We start from the raw sequence: 15,993 nt of genomic DNA, 5'->3' as shown, positions 1-15,993 counted from the left end.
CCCTTTGTTCAAGGGATTTTTTCAAAATTATTGTCGGTATCATTAGGCAAAAAATAAAAATCGAAGATAATTTTCTATTTTTTGAACCGCTTTTTTAACAAAAGACTACTGAGAAAAAGGGAACAAATTAAGCTACACTCAGCAAAAGCAGGAAAATTTAATCCTCTACCCCATTTAAACCGTCTATTAATCATGCTATGGCAACTCAACTTAGTGAATTAGAAACCCAACTCGAAGACCTGCGCATTGAGGGAACAGAGGCGATCGCCACTTCTCAAACCCTAGAAGAATTAGAACAGTTGCGAATTAACTATTTAGGCAAAAAAGGCAAAGTTTCCGTCGTACTCGGGGCCATGGGAAAACTCGACCCCAGCGATCGCCCTCGCATTGGATCGGTAGCCAACGAGGTCAAAAAAGCCCTAGAAACAGGTTTAGAGGATAAACGCACCGCCCTCCAACGCGCCCAACTCGAAGCCCAACTGCAATCAGAAACCCTAGATGTTACCATGCCGGGGGTCTATCATTCTCAGGGCAGAATTCACCCCCTGAATGGCATTATTGATCGGGCTTTGGATATATTTGTTGGGTTGGGATATACCGTTGCTTCTGGCCCGGAAATGGAAACGGACTATTATAATTTTGAAGCCCTAAATACTCCCCCCGACCACCCCGCCCGGGATATGCAGGATACCTTCTATTTACCCGATGGTAATTTATTAAGAACCCATACTTCATCGGTGCAAATTCGCTACATGGAAGAACACCAACCCCCCATCCGCATTGTCGCCCCGGGTCGGGTTTATCGTCGGGATACGGTGGATGCGACCCATGCGGCCGTGTTCCATCAAATTGAACTGTTAGCCATTGAAGAAGGCCTACAATTTACCGATTTAAAAGGCACAATTAAAGAGTTTTTGCGCCAAATGTTCGGGGATTTACCCGTGCGGTTTCGGGCGAGTTATTTCCCCTTTACTGAACCCTCGGCTGAAGTGGATTTACAATGGCAGGGAAAATGGTTAGAAGTGTTAGGATGTGGCATGGTTGATCCAAATGTGTTAAAAGCGGCTGGCTATGACCCGGAAAAATATACGGGATTTGCGGCGGGTTTTGGTGTTGAACGGTTTGCCATGGTTTTACATCAAATTGATGATATTCGGCGGGTTTATGCCAGCGATTTACGCTTTTTACGTCAGTTCTAATTGTTAAAATAGTGTGGGATTAAATGAGGAGTGAAATCAATGAATAATTTTGTATTGAGGAGTCGGTCTTTTCGGGTTTTAGCATTAGTTGTATTAGCGGTGATGGGGAGTCAATTACCCACTTTAGCAACGATACATACTAAACCCCCGACAACAAATTCTGAAACACAAATCGCTCAAAACCGTTCTAGTTTGTGTCGCGTTATTGGAGAACAACAGGGGTTAGCAGTTCATTCTCGCCCGACTCCGACTTCTCCGGTGGTCGGGGGTGTGGGGTTTAAAACGGAAGTAACTTTAGCCAATAATTCTGGCGGGACTCGTGGCCCGGATGGTCGCACTTGGGTAGAAATTTCTGCCCCAATTAAGGGTTATATTTCTAATGGTTTTCCTGATAGAAGTGGAAATTTACAGGACTGTTCAGGTCAAGTCGAACAACCCAAACCCCCAACAACAACACCCGTAGGTCTGTGTCGTCAAGTCGATTTCGCCGCCGCACCGAATGGGGTTGTGGTACGGGAAAAACCCTCGCGATTTTCTGACCGAGTTGGGAGTGTGGCTTCAGGAGCCAGAGTTAGACTGATGCAGAATTATAAGTTAATTCCTGATCCGAATGGGGAAAAACGCGATTGGGTGGGAATTAGTGAGCCTGTGGATGGATATATCTCGGCTAATACTTTAATTATGTGTCGATAATAGTAGAGACGTGCCATGGCGCGTCTCTCTATATTTAACTCTATTTAACCAGAAAGGCACAAAGAGGTTATAACGGGATTCAAGTTTTTTGAAGAAGTTGAAAAAAATGACCTAATAAATACAATGATCCACAGAGAATTGGTAAGGTATTTTCATCTTGAATGGCAGTATCTAAAGCTGAAATTAATGTGGGATAGGTTTGATAAAACTTTAAATCGGGACATAAACTTTTAGCTAGGGTTGCTAACTGTTGGGGGTCTGCATGGGGGTGATTAGGAATAGGAACTAAATATAATTGATCACCGGGTCTTAATAGGGCTTGAAAAATATTAGTATGATCTTTTGTCGATAACATTCCCATCACCCAACTAATAGATGAAACCTCTAAACTATCTACATATTGACGTAAGGCAATGGCGGCGGCAGGGTTATGGGCTCCATCAATTAATAGGCGATGCTGTTTCCAGGTCATCCATTGCAGGCGTCCTGGCCATTGGGCTTTTTCTAGGCCTTGAATTAGGGAATTTTCGGAAATTTGCCATCCTTTTTGACGGATGATTTGGATAGTAGCGATCGCGATCGCCGAATTAATTAATTGTATATTTCCTAATAGGGGTAAAGGGTATTCTAACCCTTGATAATTAGCCGTTTGTTGCCCACCATTTGCCTTGACCCAAACCGCAGGTTTAACCCAAGTTACCGGAGCGTTTAATTCCGTCGCTCGTTGTTGAATGACTTGTTGAGCATCTGAGGGTAAAATCCCCCCAACCACCGGACAGTTAGGTTTAATAATTCCCGCCTTTTCAAAGGCAATTTCTGCTATCGTTGACCCCAGGTATTCTTGATGGTCTAAACCAATGGAAGTAATCACACTAACCAAGGGATGATCACAAACATTGGTGGCGTCTAAACGTCCCCCTAAACCTACTTCCATGACTGCTATATCTACTTTTTGTTGAGCAAAATAGACCCAAGCTGCAACGGTGACAATTTCAAATAAAGTGGGGGGAACTTCATCGGGGAGAATGGCATTTTCTACCTGTTGTAAAACTTGTAAAAAATCCGCTTGTGCAATCGGTTGTTGATTAATTGATAAACGTTCTGTCCAATCAACTAAATGGGGAGAAATATAGCGTCCAACCCGATAACCCGCTTGTGATAAAATAGAAGATAGGTAAGCACAAACCGAACCTTTACCATTCGTTCCGGCTACATGAATAATCGGAACATTTAGGTGCGGATTTCCTAAGCGTTCTAGTAGGTTTTTAATCCGTTCCAAACCGAGATGAATACTAAATTGTTGATATTTTTGTAAAAACTTTTCCATATTATTTAGATCTCATCAGCAATTATTAAATCAATTATTTCCTGCTGATTTTTGCGATAAATTCTAAAATCACTATCTAAGGTTAATATCGAACTTCCTGGAATTAATTCACTCATTCGGACTAAACAAGCATCGGCTAAAGACATCGGTACATTCTGATAACGCTGCATTAAATTTCCAATAGCTTCAATTTCTTCTGTTAAATGAAAGGGAATTTTAATCACTCCCGATTTTAATAAAGCAATGACAGCTTCCTCTCCTCCATAGGTTCTATGGAGCAAAAAACACGCTTCAGAAATAACTGCTTCACAAGTGAATAATGGCAATTGACTTTTTCCCCATTCAGTCACTGCCCAACTATGATATTGATCTTGGCGTTTTAGATAAGATACTAATGGCCCTGTATCTAACAAAATCTTATTTCTCATTTTTTACCAATTCCCCTGTAAATACTTTTTATTAGTCGAAAGGTCAGAAGGGCCACCATCTAAACAACCTGCAAACTCTTTAGCCGCTTCATAGGCTGAAATCGGTTGTTGTTCTGCTTCTGGAGGTTGAATTTCTGGTTTTTGGGCTTTAAAATGCAAAAATTCAATAAAATTAATCACTTCCTCCTGTTGTGGAAGCGATAAGGTTTTAATTATCTCGATAATGGCTTCTGCTTGAGTAATAGTTTGAGTCATGATTTTCTCCTGTAGTTGATAATAATATAAAATTCCTATATTGAATTTATTATAACATATCTCCACTAGAAAATCACTCAATCTAAATAAACTCGTTAATTGAATCGGGGAGAAAATCACTATCGAGGGTGGCTTCTGGTGTAGACGGACAAACCAGAGGAAATACTTCTAAAGTTAAACCCGTTTCTAAGGCTGCTTCTTGTCTGGCATCTTGATAACATTCCTCAAATACTTCTGTATAGTAAGGTTTTAAGCTGGGACTACTTTTTAATGCTTTTCTCAGTCTTCTACGATGTTCATAAATCGAAGATAACCAACTGTTAGAACGTTGTTCGGGTTGATATTTATATTTCAATAGATGTAGTAAAACAATAATTAAATTACTTTCTAGTGCTTGCTTTTCACTGCGTCCCATAGATTCGATTTCTTCAATTAAATTTCCCCAATCAACCTCTAATAATTGCCCTGTTTTTAACTGATTTACCGTATTTTCAATCCATAAGTAAAAATCTTGTTCATACAGGCTTGAATTTTGTGTTGATTCTAATTGAGGGTGCTTGGAGCTTACCATTGATACCTCCTTTGAGAGTTGAGAGGATTAGGGCCTATTCTATTGATTTATAACCAAAAAAGGCGCGTAAAACGCACCCTATGTTAGAGTCGATTAGGGAGTTACCCCCTAACCTCTCCTTCAGAACCGTGCATGAAACTTTCGCTTCACACGGCTCCTTGATAATACCACCTTTGTTATAGGTACGATTCAAAACGGGTTATTTTCATAATTCTCAACTATTGGTAATTGTATTACTTTTAGTTAAAGAACCATCGTTTGCCGTTTTTGTGTCGTGACAATGTTTGTGTAGAAGTTGCCAGTTCTCATAAGTGTCTTTTCCACCTAATGTTGTTGGTTTAATATGGTCAATTTCTACCTTGTCTGTACTTGTAAAATACAAACCACAGTGAAGACAAATACCCTTTTGTTTCTTGATAAGTGTTGCCACTCTTTTGGGAGTTTCTGGATATTCGCCTCGTCGTTTACTCCAGTAAATCCAGTTACCATCAAACGGACTAGCTTCACTTTTAACTTTAATATGCCTTACGATTGGCGTATCAGTATGAGCGATTAATTTTAATCCGTTTTCTGTACTAAAACACCAATTCCTGTCATTTACTGTTCGCCAGTATTTGTCTTTATTGATGTTCCCTTTTCCCCTCGTTCTTGCCCACGCTCTTAACTTATCATAGGTTAGATTGTCAACTTTCGAGAAAGTTTCTTTACTAACCACTGTTGAGTAATAGTTTGACCAACCTCTAATAATTGGATTCAGCTTGCTAATTAAAGCAGCTTGTGGGGAGGTCTTGTGGGTGTCTATTACTTCAGCTATTTTTACAAGATGAGCTTTAATTTTAGCTTTTGAGGGTGTGATTAATGTTGTAAAACCTAGCGGTGTTCCATTCGTTTTTTTTGAACTTCGGTAGTTACCTATTTTATGTTGTTGAACATGGAACCCTAAGAACTCAAACCCAACATTTCCCTCAATTTCATTGAGGGTGTGGGTTAATTTTGTTTTACTTGGTTTTAACTCCAATCCCATATCACTCAACCAGTCAGCAATTATCTCTTGACATTTTTTGACAACTTTTATATCCTCATGGATTATTACAAAGTCGTCAGCATATCGGATTAAACTAAGGGCTTGACGATTTATCGTTTTTGCCCCTTTTAGAGTTTCGGCGTATTGCTTAACTCTTTCTTCCATACCATGTAAGGCAATATTCGCAAGTAGAGGTGAAATGACCCACGGTGGTGTACCATCATTGGTAGGAAAAAGTTCTTTTCCGTCCATGTACCCTGCTTTGAGCCACGTTTTCAGTAGATGGCTTAATGTAGGGTATGTGTGTATTTTGGAGAGTAACGCTTTGTGGTCAATGCGGTCAAAGCATTTAGCAATGTCAGCATCTAATATATATTTTTCTTTCTGCTTAATGCTGCTAAATATTGCTCCGATTGCATCGTGACAGGAACGTCCTGGTCTAAAACCATAACTGTTTGGCTCGAATTTAGCCTCCCATTCTGGCTCTAACGCTAGTTTGACTAACGCTTGCAATGCGCGGTCATTAATTGTGGGTATTCCTAATGGACGGGTTTCGGTTGTACCAGGTTTAGGTATTTCAACTCTACGAGTTGGTTTAACTTTATTGGTTAACTTTAATCGTCCTACAAGGTTTATACGTTGCTTTGGGGTCAGAGATTTAATTCCATCCACACCTGCCGTATTTTTACCTTGGTTATCTTGTGTTACCCTGCGAACCGCTATACATTTTGCTGACCAAGACCTAATCAGGGTCTTCTGAAGTTTACGAACTGCTTTAACATCGCCTCGTTCACTCGCTTGAAATATTCGCTTTTGCAACTTAAAAGTTACCTTTTCTAGCTTGCGCCAATTAAGGTCTTTCCACTCCACCGTCAGATTGTTCTGCGTTTTAGATATATTCATTGCTACTTGTTCTATTTCTTTGGAATTACCGAGCATCTGTCAGCATATCCCTTGCATTACCAAGGGCATTCGCTTTTGATACCATCCCTCCCCTATATATCATTCGTTAGCTACTTACTGGTTTTCGACCTTTTCCAGAGATATATAGGGGTTACTTCGTTCCGATTACACATTGGTTTGAAATCTTTAGCGTGATGCTATCCACCGGGTTTCTTAGGCGGTGCTTATAAGTCAGAAGTTGAACTGCTTATGCCCGCGTCCCTTGCCTTTTGGCTTGGTGTTAATCAAGTTTTTATATTGATTTTAGCCATTACACCATCAATTCTAACGATGGTTCAAACACATCTTTGCTTATGCTACGCATGGACTTCTTGCTTGGTAGTTACCAAATTTGGCTTCCAGTAGTTCTACCTTTTAACCCCGCTTTAATCTGATGGTTGCTATCCAAGCAAACTAGGGGTTATGCTTTCACCTCAGCACTTGAGGGATGGGACTTAATTCACGGAATTTCACCCATAAATGTAATCAGTTATCACCAGTGTTCTGGGTTAACCGTCCCATAAGTCTTTCAACTTATTTTAGGTTAAACGAATCGCACCAACTTATAATTTTTACAGCACAGTACATAAGATTATACTCAAATCCAGAGAGTGAAGTCTTTTCTTACCTGTTGCCTGCTATAGCAATCCGTGTATGGGTTATAATATTTTATCCTAGGGGTTGGGAGACTTAACCAAAGCACCAAGAGGGTTGGAAGACCCAACCCCTACAGATTTTTATCACAACTCAAATAGGATTGCTATATCATATTTAACTTTTAGGTATGGGGGCGGTGGGACTTGAACCCTAGGTATGGTCTGAAACCCTTATAACTACGTTATCAATATTTACTCAGTTTTTAACCTATATAAAGGACTGAGTAACTAATGAGTAGCGATAATACCGGAGTCTATAACCAGTTAAGCGATCTGATCACCTTCTACAACCGCAAGCGTAAGGAATGCCCTAAAGGTGTATCTCTCAAACTGCAAGACAATAACCTGTATATCCAGTTCAACAACCCCGATACTGGGAACCGTACAACCAAAAGCATAGGTGTAGCGTTTACTGAAAAGGGTATCTTAGAGGCTGTGGACGTAGCCTACAAGGTAGCAGAAGCCCTAAAACGGTACAATACGTCATCAGATTTCTGGGACTGGTACGAAGATAATATAAAGGTCAAAACCAATACCCTAGAGAGTGACAGGTTAACTTATAAGCAAATATTCGAGATTATCAAGGATAACTATTTTAAAGGTAAGCACAGGAACACTGGGAGGCAACGTACTAGCGATCAAAGTACACCGGGTGGCGTAAATGATTGGAATAGCTTTAACCGTGTCTATGGTGTGGTATTTCATCGGTTTCCAGATTGGAGTAAGTACCCTAGTTGGGAAGATATAAAAACCGTTTGGGATAGTTTTACTCCTGGTACTAAATCATATAAGGATGCTAAGTCGGTAATGTTAGCTATAGCTGAATTAACCCCAAATAATATTAAATTAATTAAACAGATTAAAAGCGTTAATTCACAGCAAACGGTTTTTAATGAAAAACAATCTATCAGCTTAGATGATTTTTTAAGTTGGTATAAAGAAGCGTATAAAAGTATTGAATCATTAGAGAGAGAGGATCGAATATTTCCTAAACGTAGTTGGTTGTGGGTTGCATCATGTTGCGTATTATACGGGTTAAGACCTTCTGAAATTGCTGCAAGTTTAAATTTAACTGAATCATTCACTAAAGACAATGTAACGGTTTACCCGATAACTGATGAAGTTAATAATCCTGAGTGTACTTTAGTTATCGGTGAGTTTACTTATTTTGGAACTAGTACAAAAACAGGATTAAGAGTGATTAACCCAGTGCCTTTAAAGTATCTCTGGGATGATTTAAAAATACGTGATCCGTTATTACCGATTTATAATCCTAAAAGTGATAAGCTGTTGAGCATTTAAACTGTATATTTTAGAGGCTGAAACCCCTTACTGGCTTGGATCGTCTCGAAAATTTAGATAATTAACAGCTTAGTAAACCAGAAACTATAACTAATGGTTTTGATGGTAATTTTAGTAAACGTATGAAAAATTATAAATGTCCGATAACTCAAAAGTACGCTTTCAGACATCTTTATAATCAATTATTAGAAATGTGTGGAATTAATACTACTATCAGAAGTAGATTAATGGGTCATAGTGAAACCACTAATACAGGTACATATAAAAAGCGCAGAAACTTAAAAACAGAGTTAGATATTATTAATAATCACAATAAAAAACACAACCAATGTTTAGATATAGATACAGCTAAACAACGGTTATTGGATAATGGTTTTAGTTTAACTGATGTTGATAATATTTTAAGGATTATTTATCAGTAGTCTTGATAGAGTAGTTTAAACAGTGTAACACCGTTTCAGGGGGATTCACTCCCCCTGTATTTGTTAACCTTGATGGAGTTCTATCTGATGTTCGTACACATTATTCATTAACTCAGAGATTGGGGCGTTATCCCACATAACCTTATAGATACCCCCCATGTCTCCCCTTCTGGGTTCCTCTATCGTGACAACGACACCAAACCACTTATACCCATCAACAGTCTTTTGAGTCACCTCTATCACCTTGTCACCAACCTTAAACCCTTCTGGTTTTGGTTTAGATTTTATATTTATATTATCTACCTCTAAAGCTGGTATAGCTGGTAAAGACTCCCCCTCTGTCTGACTTTGAGCAGGTACATCATCTGGTACTGAACTGGTATCTGACCTGGTATTGCCCGGTGAAGCCTTAGCGTTTTGCTTGCTTTGTTCGGACTGCTTGGCCTGCTCCTCTAACTGTTCTTCATAGGTCAACGTCTCCTCTGATTCCCGTCTCAAACGGATACCGTACCAAGTTACGCGGTTAGCCTTGCTTTTCTTCTCAACATTCACCCCTAGGACGCGCAGTAACTCACTAAACCTTTCGGGGAATTTGTTGTTAGCCAATGGTTTTAACCCGTTCTCGTCACAATACCCTCTATAAGCACCTTTATAGAGGTCAGCACCGGAAACGCTGCCGTCAGGGTCAACGACAATCATCTCGTTAAAAAAGGACGCAACACTATCAGATAGAAGTTTTAGCCTCCACTTGTGCAATTCAAACGATGGAATATCTGCGCCCCCAATACCTCTGATTAGCGTCGTTACTTCGGAGTCAGATAACATTAACGAAACCGCTATTAATTGTGCAATTTCAGCATCCATCAAGTCTTCAATACTGCCATCTCTTTTGTTGTCAGGGATTGCATTATTGAATGAAACCATACAGGTTCGTCTATCTAACCCAACCGTGTCACCCGCGAAAAGAGGGGTGTTAGAGCTTACTACAACAGAACCGAGAAATATCCCCGATGCACCCTGTTTAAATAACTGACGGTAAGACATTTCATCATTACCTGTTAAACCCAGTATTGCATCTACTGTTGTATCTGTTCTCTCATCAGGTAAAACAACTAATTGCTTGTCAATAATATTAGCAATTTCGTCAGGTTTAGACAGACTTTTAATGTTTGACCCTTTGTAATTATTCTTTCCTACGCACTTTTGAATTAACCGAGTCATCGTACCTTTACCCGTACCTGGTAAACCGCAGAAATGAACAAACATCTGTAGTTTAGAAAGTTTAAAGGTAATGACAGAATTAATAACAGCTAAGAGTTTTTTAACCCCTATTTCATCACCATTCATTGCTGTTGTCATGAATTGGTAAGTAGCAGGGCATTCAGTTTTTAACGCTTCTATTACTGACTGATATGTCTCCACTGGTTTAAGCGGGTTGTATTCGTAAGGCAAAACAGATACAAACCCGTAACCCTGAGAGTGTGGTAATAACTTCTTGGTTTCAACTTCTAAAACTCCGTTATCAAAAGCGATATATTTTGACCTATCAAATGTTTCCCACTTAAATGTAGTTAAATCCAGTTTAATCAGTTTAACTACATCGGTAATAAATGCCGAACGCTTGTACTCTATTTCCCGACTGTCTAGGATTGCTTTAACGCTGGTTTCAACATAAGAATCTGATTTTTTCTCCCAGTATTTACCATTCCAAAAACGCCATACCTGCTCTTTATCCGAGAATCTCCAGTTAGGCTGATATTCCTCAGCAATCTCTTTAGCGATAGTTTGGGGTGTAGGTTTACCTGTGCGAGTACCTTCTTTTTTAAACTGTTGTTCAATCCTTTCTAACCATTTTTCAGTAGGCTCGGCACGTCTTAGAACGTTCTGTCTAAAAGCGTTTATACCGTGTTTCTGGATATAGTCACCTATACCTTTATCACTTTTATCTGGCATCATATCCCACAAGGCTGTAACGGAGTAAGTTGGAGTATCAAATAATTGTAACTTCTTAACTAAAGTTTTTTGTGCGTTAATTACATTTTTGTTATTTTTGCTATCAGCATCAAAACCGATAATAAGACCAAATCCTAGCTCTGCAAAAGATCGCAATACGGGTACTAAATAGCGTTTACCCTCTTTATCGTGTTTACTTCCCGTTAACCCGTTCTCAACGCCTGTTAACGCTACTGTAGGGATACCTTGAGACGTAGGAATTAAAGCATCAATAAAACCCTCTGTAATGAGTAAACAAGGATGATCGTCTATTTTCCAGCAATGATCCTTGAGTCTCTCTGTATCAGTCCAGAAGTTAGGGTGATCAGGATGGATGGGTAACATTGCGTCAATTTCACAACCGAACGGAGTGACATACTTAATAACCCGTTCCGTACCGTCAGCTTTTTTCTCTACTTTTGGCTTGTTCGGTCTAAATTGACTCTGAAGGCTAGGTAGTGCCGATTTCAAGAGGATACCGTCAGACGGCGCACTGAAACCCATCTCTTTAGCTTCTTTCTGTTTCAAACTCTCAAAATTAGCTTTTATCCATTTAGCGGGGAGATTGCGCTCATCAAGTAGATATTCAAGATGTTCAAGAGTAAGAACATCGTTAGCTACTTTTTCTTGTTGCGCTTTTTGGTGAGTTGTACTATAATTATTTGTATCAGCACTACTCATCGGTGTTTTGTTTACATTCTTGGTGAAGGCGTTCATATCATCAATATTCCTTTATATGGTCAATCTATTTGAATTGTTATTTGTATCTTCAAAGAGGTAGCTTTTACGGGTTGCCTCTTTTTCGCTTGTAGAAGGTACTCCCTGTGAAAATAGCATAACTATCGAGAGAATTTCAACAATAAAAAAGTTTATTTTTGAACGGGTAAACCCTAGGGTTTAGGCATTCTGTATCAACACTTTAGGGGGTGTAAGTTTAGGGAACGGAAAGCCAAACCTTAAAGGTTTCCTATTACACTCTGGTTAACTACACTTACTGTACACTTTCAACTTTTAATTAAATGACAACTGATAACTGATTTAGAGTAAAAAACTAATTAATGGGTTTTTGCGAAAAATGATTAATCGTTTAACTCAATAAAACGTTTAATCTCGTTTAATACGTTTTTACCCTTTTTGTAACTTCTCCCTTTATACCCCATTAACTCCTCAACTATTTTGGTATCTGAGTAACCATCCTCTAAGGCATCAATTACAAGTTCAAACATTTCCTCAGCTTCTACACTTAACACTACTTCCGGTTTACTTCCACTTACAGGAAGGTCGGAAGTGGGTACTTCCGGTGTCTGGGAAGTATCGGAAGTTTCCTCTTTAAAAGCGGTAGTATCGGCTTCTAGTGTCACTTCCGGGTCACTTACACCTTGGGAAGTTAGGGAAGTAGTCCGGTCGGTAAGGATGAACTGTGCGATAGCGGTATTTGTCCCTTGAGCCAAGAATAAATCACTAGCTAAACTGTGTTTGAATTCGGCTTGTTCACGCTTTTTAATCGCGTCAATTTTAGGCTTAATTTCTCCTAACTTTGTTGTTAAGTAGAGCGAAGTGCCACTCGCTAAAACTGCGTAGGTTATAGAAGTAAATCTAAAAAACTTATGCCAATTGTTAGCGTTTACGTCACGAGTTAAAAACGGGGTAGTAATCCAGAATGGGAGTGAAGTAGTTAGCAGGAAAATGTTAATTAAGTGGTGAGTTTTCCAGTTCTGTTTTATTGCTTCTACGTTACTAGACGGATTGATCACTGAGTAACCCATTGAATGACACCCCCTAATAATAAAGCGGTAGCCAAACCGATAATAAACACCAAACCCAAGACCCATTCTTTATCATCGGTTTTACGGTAATAGATAACCGTCCCTGCAATTCCTAAACCGATAGAACACAGTAAGGAAATAATAAAAAAGAGTTCTCTCAATTGGGTGATTAATAATGCCAGTAAACTAACTAAACTTGCACCACTAGCTACTAATAGAAAGAACCCGATAACGCGATAAAATTGGATCATTTTGGTTAAGGTTCCAATAGCCACATATCTTCAGGGTTGACCCATTCAATACCTTGACCGCTACAGTTTAGAAATTGAACTTGATAACTCCACTTGCTGTAACTGTGTTCCATACCTGTCACCCTTGCTGGGAACCAACGCTTTTCGCTAGGGTTATCCAAACTAACTGATGAAAAAACTTCTACCAGTTGACCGATACGATATTCGGGTAATGGGATATCTGTTGACACAAAAAGCTCAATTTTGCGCCTTTCAATTTGTGTTACAATCATGTTACAATCCTTTTTAGTTAGTGTAGNCAACTAACTGAGTTTTTTATTCGTTGGTAGATCTACCAAAAAATATTTATTTTAAACTGGGGCAGATGATCAAGACTCTCTGGTAAAAGTCGGTCAACGGAAATTTCACACTATTTTAGGTGTTTGGTTTTTATCGTTTTCACCATAAGTTGAAACCGATCTTACGGGTCAAAAATAGTAAAATTTCAGGTTCAAACAGTCTTTTAGTCCAGTTTGGCTTTGACTTCATCTTTCACATCTTCAATGGTGTGAATCACCTTTGCCTCAGCTTGTTTTTCCTTGCCTTCTGCCTGATCTTTAGGATCTCCCGTCACGTTACCTACGGCTTCTTGAACCTTACCCGCGATATTTTTAGCGGTGGCTTTTTCTCTATTTTTTAAGCTCATATCGGCTCCTAGTTACGGGTTTTAAATTTGATATTTATTAATTCGAGCAGACTTAACAACTCTATTAACAAATTTCATACTTTTATTGTAGTTGCCTTTTTATAAATTGATTCCGTTTTTATCAATTCATACGAAAGATATACCATTAGGAATAGAATTTCATCCCTTCCCAGATGGAACCCAAATTCCAAGGTCTCAAGGCAGCCGATATTATTTATAACAGTGCAACAGGAGGATTATTTTACAATCAAAATGGCACAGTCGCAGATTTTCTTATCAGAGGTCAATTCCTAACCTTAACCAATAAACCTGCCTTAACAGCTAGTCAATTTCTCATTCAAGCCTAAATCTAACTCTTTTGTGTAACGTTTAGTAACAAGAACTGGTAAGAATCAAGATCAGACTAGATAATAATACCTAGAAGCTCAGAAAAATAGTTGGGCATAACCTAAGTAGGTAGGCAGGAAGAAACGAAAGTATGTAAAGATAAATAAAGAGGAAGAAGAAATCTACCGAGGTCATGAAAATATGGGTGCTCGTTTAAGGGTATTTCTAACTCGTGAGCAAGACAAAACCCTGTTCAACCTGAGAACAGCAGATATACCACAGAAAGTTAAAGACCGAGCCGAAGTGATTCGCTTAAACTCACAAGGTTGGTACGTCGAAAAAATAGCAACTTATTTCAATTGGACGGCACAGACTGTCAGAGAAGTGTTGCACAAATGGGAAAAGTTGGGGCTAGAAGGGTTATGGGAAAAACCAGGTCGCGGGGGGAAAGCCAAGTGGAAAGAAGAGGACTTAGTATTTTTAGAAGAATGTCTCAGAAGAGAACCCCGGACATACAACTCTGAGCAATTAGCCCAAAAATTAGAACAAGAACGGTCGATTAAATTGAGTCCCGATAGATTAAGACGGGTGCTCAAAAAAAGGGGGTGAATTGGAAGCGAGCCAGAAAGAGCCACAAAGGAAAACAAGATCCGATAGTCCGTGCTCAGAAACAGGCAGATTTAGAGATGTTGGAATTATCGGCTGCGGCTGGAGAAATTGACTTAAAGTATTTAGATGAATCGGGTTTTTGTCTGTGGAGTGAACCGGGTTACACCTATTATTTTAGAGGGGAACAAAAACGTTTAGAACAAACACATCGTCGGGGTCGAAGATTAAGTATTATTGGGTTTTTGCAACAGCAAATCAGTTTTGTTTACGGCTTGGTGATTGGAGGTGTGAATCGCAAGTGTTATATCCAAATGATGGAACAAGAAGCAACAGAGGCTGAAAAAGCCGGACGGATGAGAGTTATTGTCCAAGATAATAGCCCGATACATCAATGCCATGAGGTGAAAAAACTCTGGCCAAAATGGGAAAGTATGGGTTTGTATATTTTCTGTTTACCTAAATATTGTTCCGAAATGAATCCGATTGAATTAGAGTGGCAACATCTCAAAAAAGATGAACTATCAGGACAAACATTTGAGGATGAATTAGACCTAGCTTATGCGGTAATTAATGGTATTCAAGCTAGGGCAGAAAGAGGAAACTACACCACACAACGGATGAAATTTCACTCGGAGCAACAACCAAGTTAACTTTTCGTTACATACTTGTTGATTTTCTCGCCCACCTACTTAATTAAAAATGCTCCTAATAACTAGGGGTGAGTACCCGTTAGTAGGGAAGTTTGGCGACTTGGAACTACTAACGGGTTTTGTTATTTCGTTAATATAACACTAATACACGTTGTACGCAACCCTTATTTGTGTTAAAGTATGTAAACAACACGAATACATGACAAAATAGGAACTGATAAGCTATGCAAACTAAAGTTGTGACAAAGCGGGTAACGGCATATATGGCAGATGCTATATACAAAAAATTAGAGGAGTGGGCGGAACTAGAGGGGCGATCATTGTCGTCCCTTGCTACCTACATCCTTGAAACTGCGGTTAGAGAAAAAAATAATCAGAATGTAATCACAGTAAAAAAGGATAACTAACCCACCATCACCCCAAACATTAAAACCCCTGACTAACTATCAAGGGGTTCTTTTTTGATTATTTTCACTGTGTAGGCTGTGTAAATGCTGTAATGCTTACGGGATAATGGTTACAAGCTATTTAGGATAAAACTGGTTAGGGGGATTGTGTTGGGTTGTGTAAGGGGGTTGTGTAAGGTTATAACCCTTATATATCAATACTTTCAATTTTCTTACACGGCCTACACAGCTATTTTAGTTAAATTTATTTTTTTTACCAGCTTTACCCAGGTTAGTTACCAGCTTGTTAGGGGGTAGTGTACCAGCTTGAACCCTTACATAGAGGGAGTCTTTACCAGCTATACCAGCTTTTATTTATTTATCGCATGAAAAATTTATAGACTATTGAGTTCTACCAGTTTATCCAGAGCTTTTCTGATTTCCTTTTTGATAGCACCCCCTGTGTTAGCAGGTAGGGTTAGGGCTTGGGTTAGGGTGTCAATGGCGG

The 15,993-nt window shown here is 39.1% G+C and carries 17 protein-coding genes; 7 read left to right on the top strand and 10 right to left on the bottom strand.

What is annotated here, in order from left to right; genetic code table 11:
- Positions 1-197 precede the first annotated feature (197 nt).
- Both pheS and PL11201_RS13360 read left to right on the top strand, forming a co-directional pair.
- Positions 198-1,199: a phenylalanine--tRNA ligase subunit alpha gene (pheS, locus tag PL11201_RS13365; RefSeq protein WP_079679323.1), complete on the top strand. Its 1,002-nt coding sequence runs from the start codon at positions 198-200 to the stop codon at positions 1,197-1,199.
- A gap of 39 nt (positions 1,200-1,238) precedes the next feature.
- On the top strand, positions 1,239-1,892 hold the full coding sequence (locus PL11201_RS13360; protein WP_079679322.1) for an SH3 domain-containing protein: 654 nt from the start codon (positions 1,239-1,241) through the stop codon (positions 1,890-1,892).
- 79 nt (positions 1,893-1,971) lie between these two features.
- Here PL11201_RS13360 and PL11201_RS13355 read toward each other — a convergent pair whose 3' ends face one another.
- The 5 genes from PL11201_RS13355 to ltrA all read right to left on the bottom strand — a co-directional run bounded on the left by PL11201_RS13355 (position 1,972) and on the right by ltrA (position 6,400).
- Positions 1,972-3,219, bottom strand: a complete 1,248-nt coding sequence (locus PL11201_RS13355; RefSeq protein ID WP_079679320.1) for a bifunctional folylpolyglutamate synthase/dihydrofolate synthase — start codon at positions 3,217-3,219, stop codon at positions 1,972-1,974.
- A 5-nt stretch (positions 3,220-3,224) separates the two neighbouring features.
- Positions 3,225-3,647, bottom strand: a complete 423-nt coding sequence (locus tag PL11201_RS13350) for a type II toxin-antitoxin system VapC family toxin (protein WP_079679318.1) — start codon at positions 3,645-3,647, stop codon at positions 3,225-3,227.
- A 3-nt stretch (positions 3,648-3,650) separates the two neighbouring features.
- Positions 3,651-3,902, bottom strand: coding sequence for a DUF2281 domain-containing protein (locus tag PL11201_RS13345; RefSeq protein WP_079679316.1), 252 nt, complete (start codon positions 3,900-3,902; stop codon positions 3,651-3,653).
- A gap of 82 nt (positions 3,903-3,984) precedes the next feature.
- On the bottom strand, positions 3,985-4,473 hold the full coding sequence (locus tag PL11201_RS13340; RefSeq protein WP_079679314.1) for a DUF29 domain-containing protein: 489 nt from the start codon (positions 4,471-4,473) through the stop codon (positions 3,985-3,987).
- Between the two features lie 214 nt (positions 4,474-4,687).
- On the bottom strand, positions 4,688-6,400 hold the full coding sequence (gene ltrA / locus PL11201_RS13335) for a group II intron reverse transcriptase/maturase (protein WP_079678194.1): 1,713 nt from the start codon (positions 6,398-6,400) through the stop codon (positions 4,688-4,690).
- Between the two features lie 926 nt (positions 6,401-7,326).
- Between ltrA and PL11201_RS13330 the strand changes: the two genes are divergently transcribed.
- Both PL11201_RS13330 and PL11201_RS13325 read left to right on the top strand, forming a co-directional pair.
- A complete protein-coding gene (locus tag PL11201_RS13330) occupies positions 7,327-8,397 on the top strand; it encodes a hypothetical protein (RefSeq protein WP_079679312.1) in 1,071 nt (356 codons plus the stop codon).
- Positions 8,398-8,519: 122 nt separating this feature from the next.
- Positions 8,520-8,819 (top strand): site-specific integrase, encoded by a 300-nt coding sequence (locus PL11201_RS13325; protein WP_144017748.1) that lies wholly within the window; start codon positions 8,520-8,522, stop codon positions 8,817-8,819.
- 63 nt (positions 8,820-8,882) lie between these two features.
- Here the strand turns inward: PL11201_RS13325 and PL11201_RS13320 are convergent, their stop codons facing one another.
- From PL11201_RS13320 to PL11201_RS13300, 5 genes are all read right to left on the bottom strand, one after another.
- Positions 8,883-11,528 carry a DUF3854 domain-containing protein gene (locus PL11201_RS13320; protein ID WP_079679310.1) on the bottom strand — a complete coding sequence of 882 codons (2,646 nt, stop codon included), beginning with the start codon at positions 11,526-11,528 and terminating at the stop codon, positions 8,883-8,885.
- Positions 11,529-11,890: 362 nt separating this feature from the next.
- The gene (locus PL11201_RS13315) at positions 11,891-12,565 is read right to left on the bottom strand and encodes a hypothetical protein (RefSeq protein WP_144017747.1); all 675 of its coding nucleotides are present in this window, start codon (positions 12,563-12,565) and stop codon (positions 11,891-11,893) included.
- The gene (locus tag PL11201_RS13310) at positions 12,562-12,828 is read right to left on the bottom strand and encodes a hypothetical protein (RefSeq protein WP_144017746.1); all 267 of its coding nucleotides are present in this window, start codon (positions 12,826-12,828) and stop codon (positions 12,562-12,564) included. The genes PL11201_RS13315 and PL11201_RS13310 overlap by 4 nt, the downstream gene beginning before the upstream one ends.
- Before the next feature lie 5 nt (positions 12,829-12,833).
- Entirely contained in the window at positions 12,834-13,100 is a 267-nt protein-coding gene (locus PL11201_RS13305) for a hypothetical protein (RefSeq protein ID WP_079679307.1), read from the bottom strand.
- A 230-nt stretch (positions 13,101-13,330) separates the two neighbouring features.
- A complete protein-coding gene (locus PL11201_RS13300) occupies positions 13,331-13,513 on the bottom strand; it encodes a CsbD family protein (protein ID WP_079679306.1) in 183 nt (60 codons plus the stop codon).
- 173 nt (positions 13,514-13,686) lie between these two features.
- Here PL11201_RS13300 and PL11201_RS26495 point away from each other — a divergent pair, with 173 nt between their 5' ends.
- The 3 genes from PL11201_RS26495 to PL11201_RS13290 all read left to right on the top strand — a co-directional run bounded on the left by PL11201_RS26495 (position 13,687) and on the right by PL11201_RS13290 (position 15,506).
- Positions 13,687-13,860 (top strand): hypothetical protein, encoded by a 174-nt coding sequence (locus tag PL11201_RS26495; protein ID WP_159451540.1) that lies wholly within the window; start codon positions 13,687-13,689, stop codon positions 13,858-13,860.
- A 181-nt stretch (positions 13,861-14,041) separates the two neighbouring features.
- Positions 14,042-15,099, top strand: a protein-coding gene (locus tag PL11201_RS13295; protein ID WP_144017631.1) for an IS630 family transposase whose coding sequence is annotated in 2 segments (ribosomal slippage) — positions 14,042-14,434 and positions 14,437-15,099 — 1,056 coding nt in all. Because the reading frame shifts where the segments join, the coding sequence is not laid out codon by codon here.
- A 224-nt stretch (positions 15,100-15,323) separates the two neighbouring features.
- Positions 15,324-15,506, top strand: a complete 183-nt coding sequence (locus PL11201_RS13290; protein WP_079679304.1) for a ribbon-helix-helix domain-containing protein — start codon at positions 15,324-15,326, stop codon at positions 15,504-15,506.
- Positions 15,507-15,993 lie beyond the last annotated feature (487 nt).

It is taken from the genome of Planktothrix sp. PCC 11201, assembly GCF_900009135.1.
GTDB lineage: Bacteria > Cyanobacteriota > Cyanobacteriia > Cyanobacteriales > Microcoleaceae > Planktothrix.
This window is presented reverse-complemented; position numbering and strand designations above follow the sequence as displayed.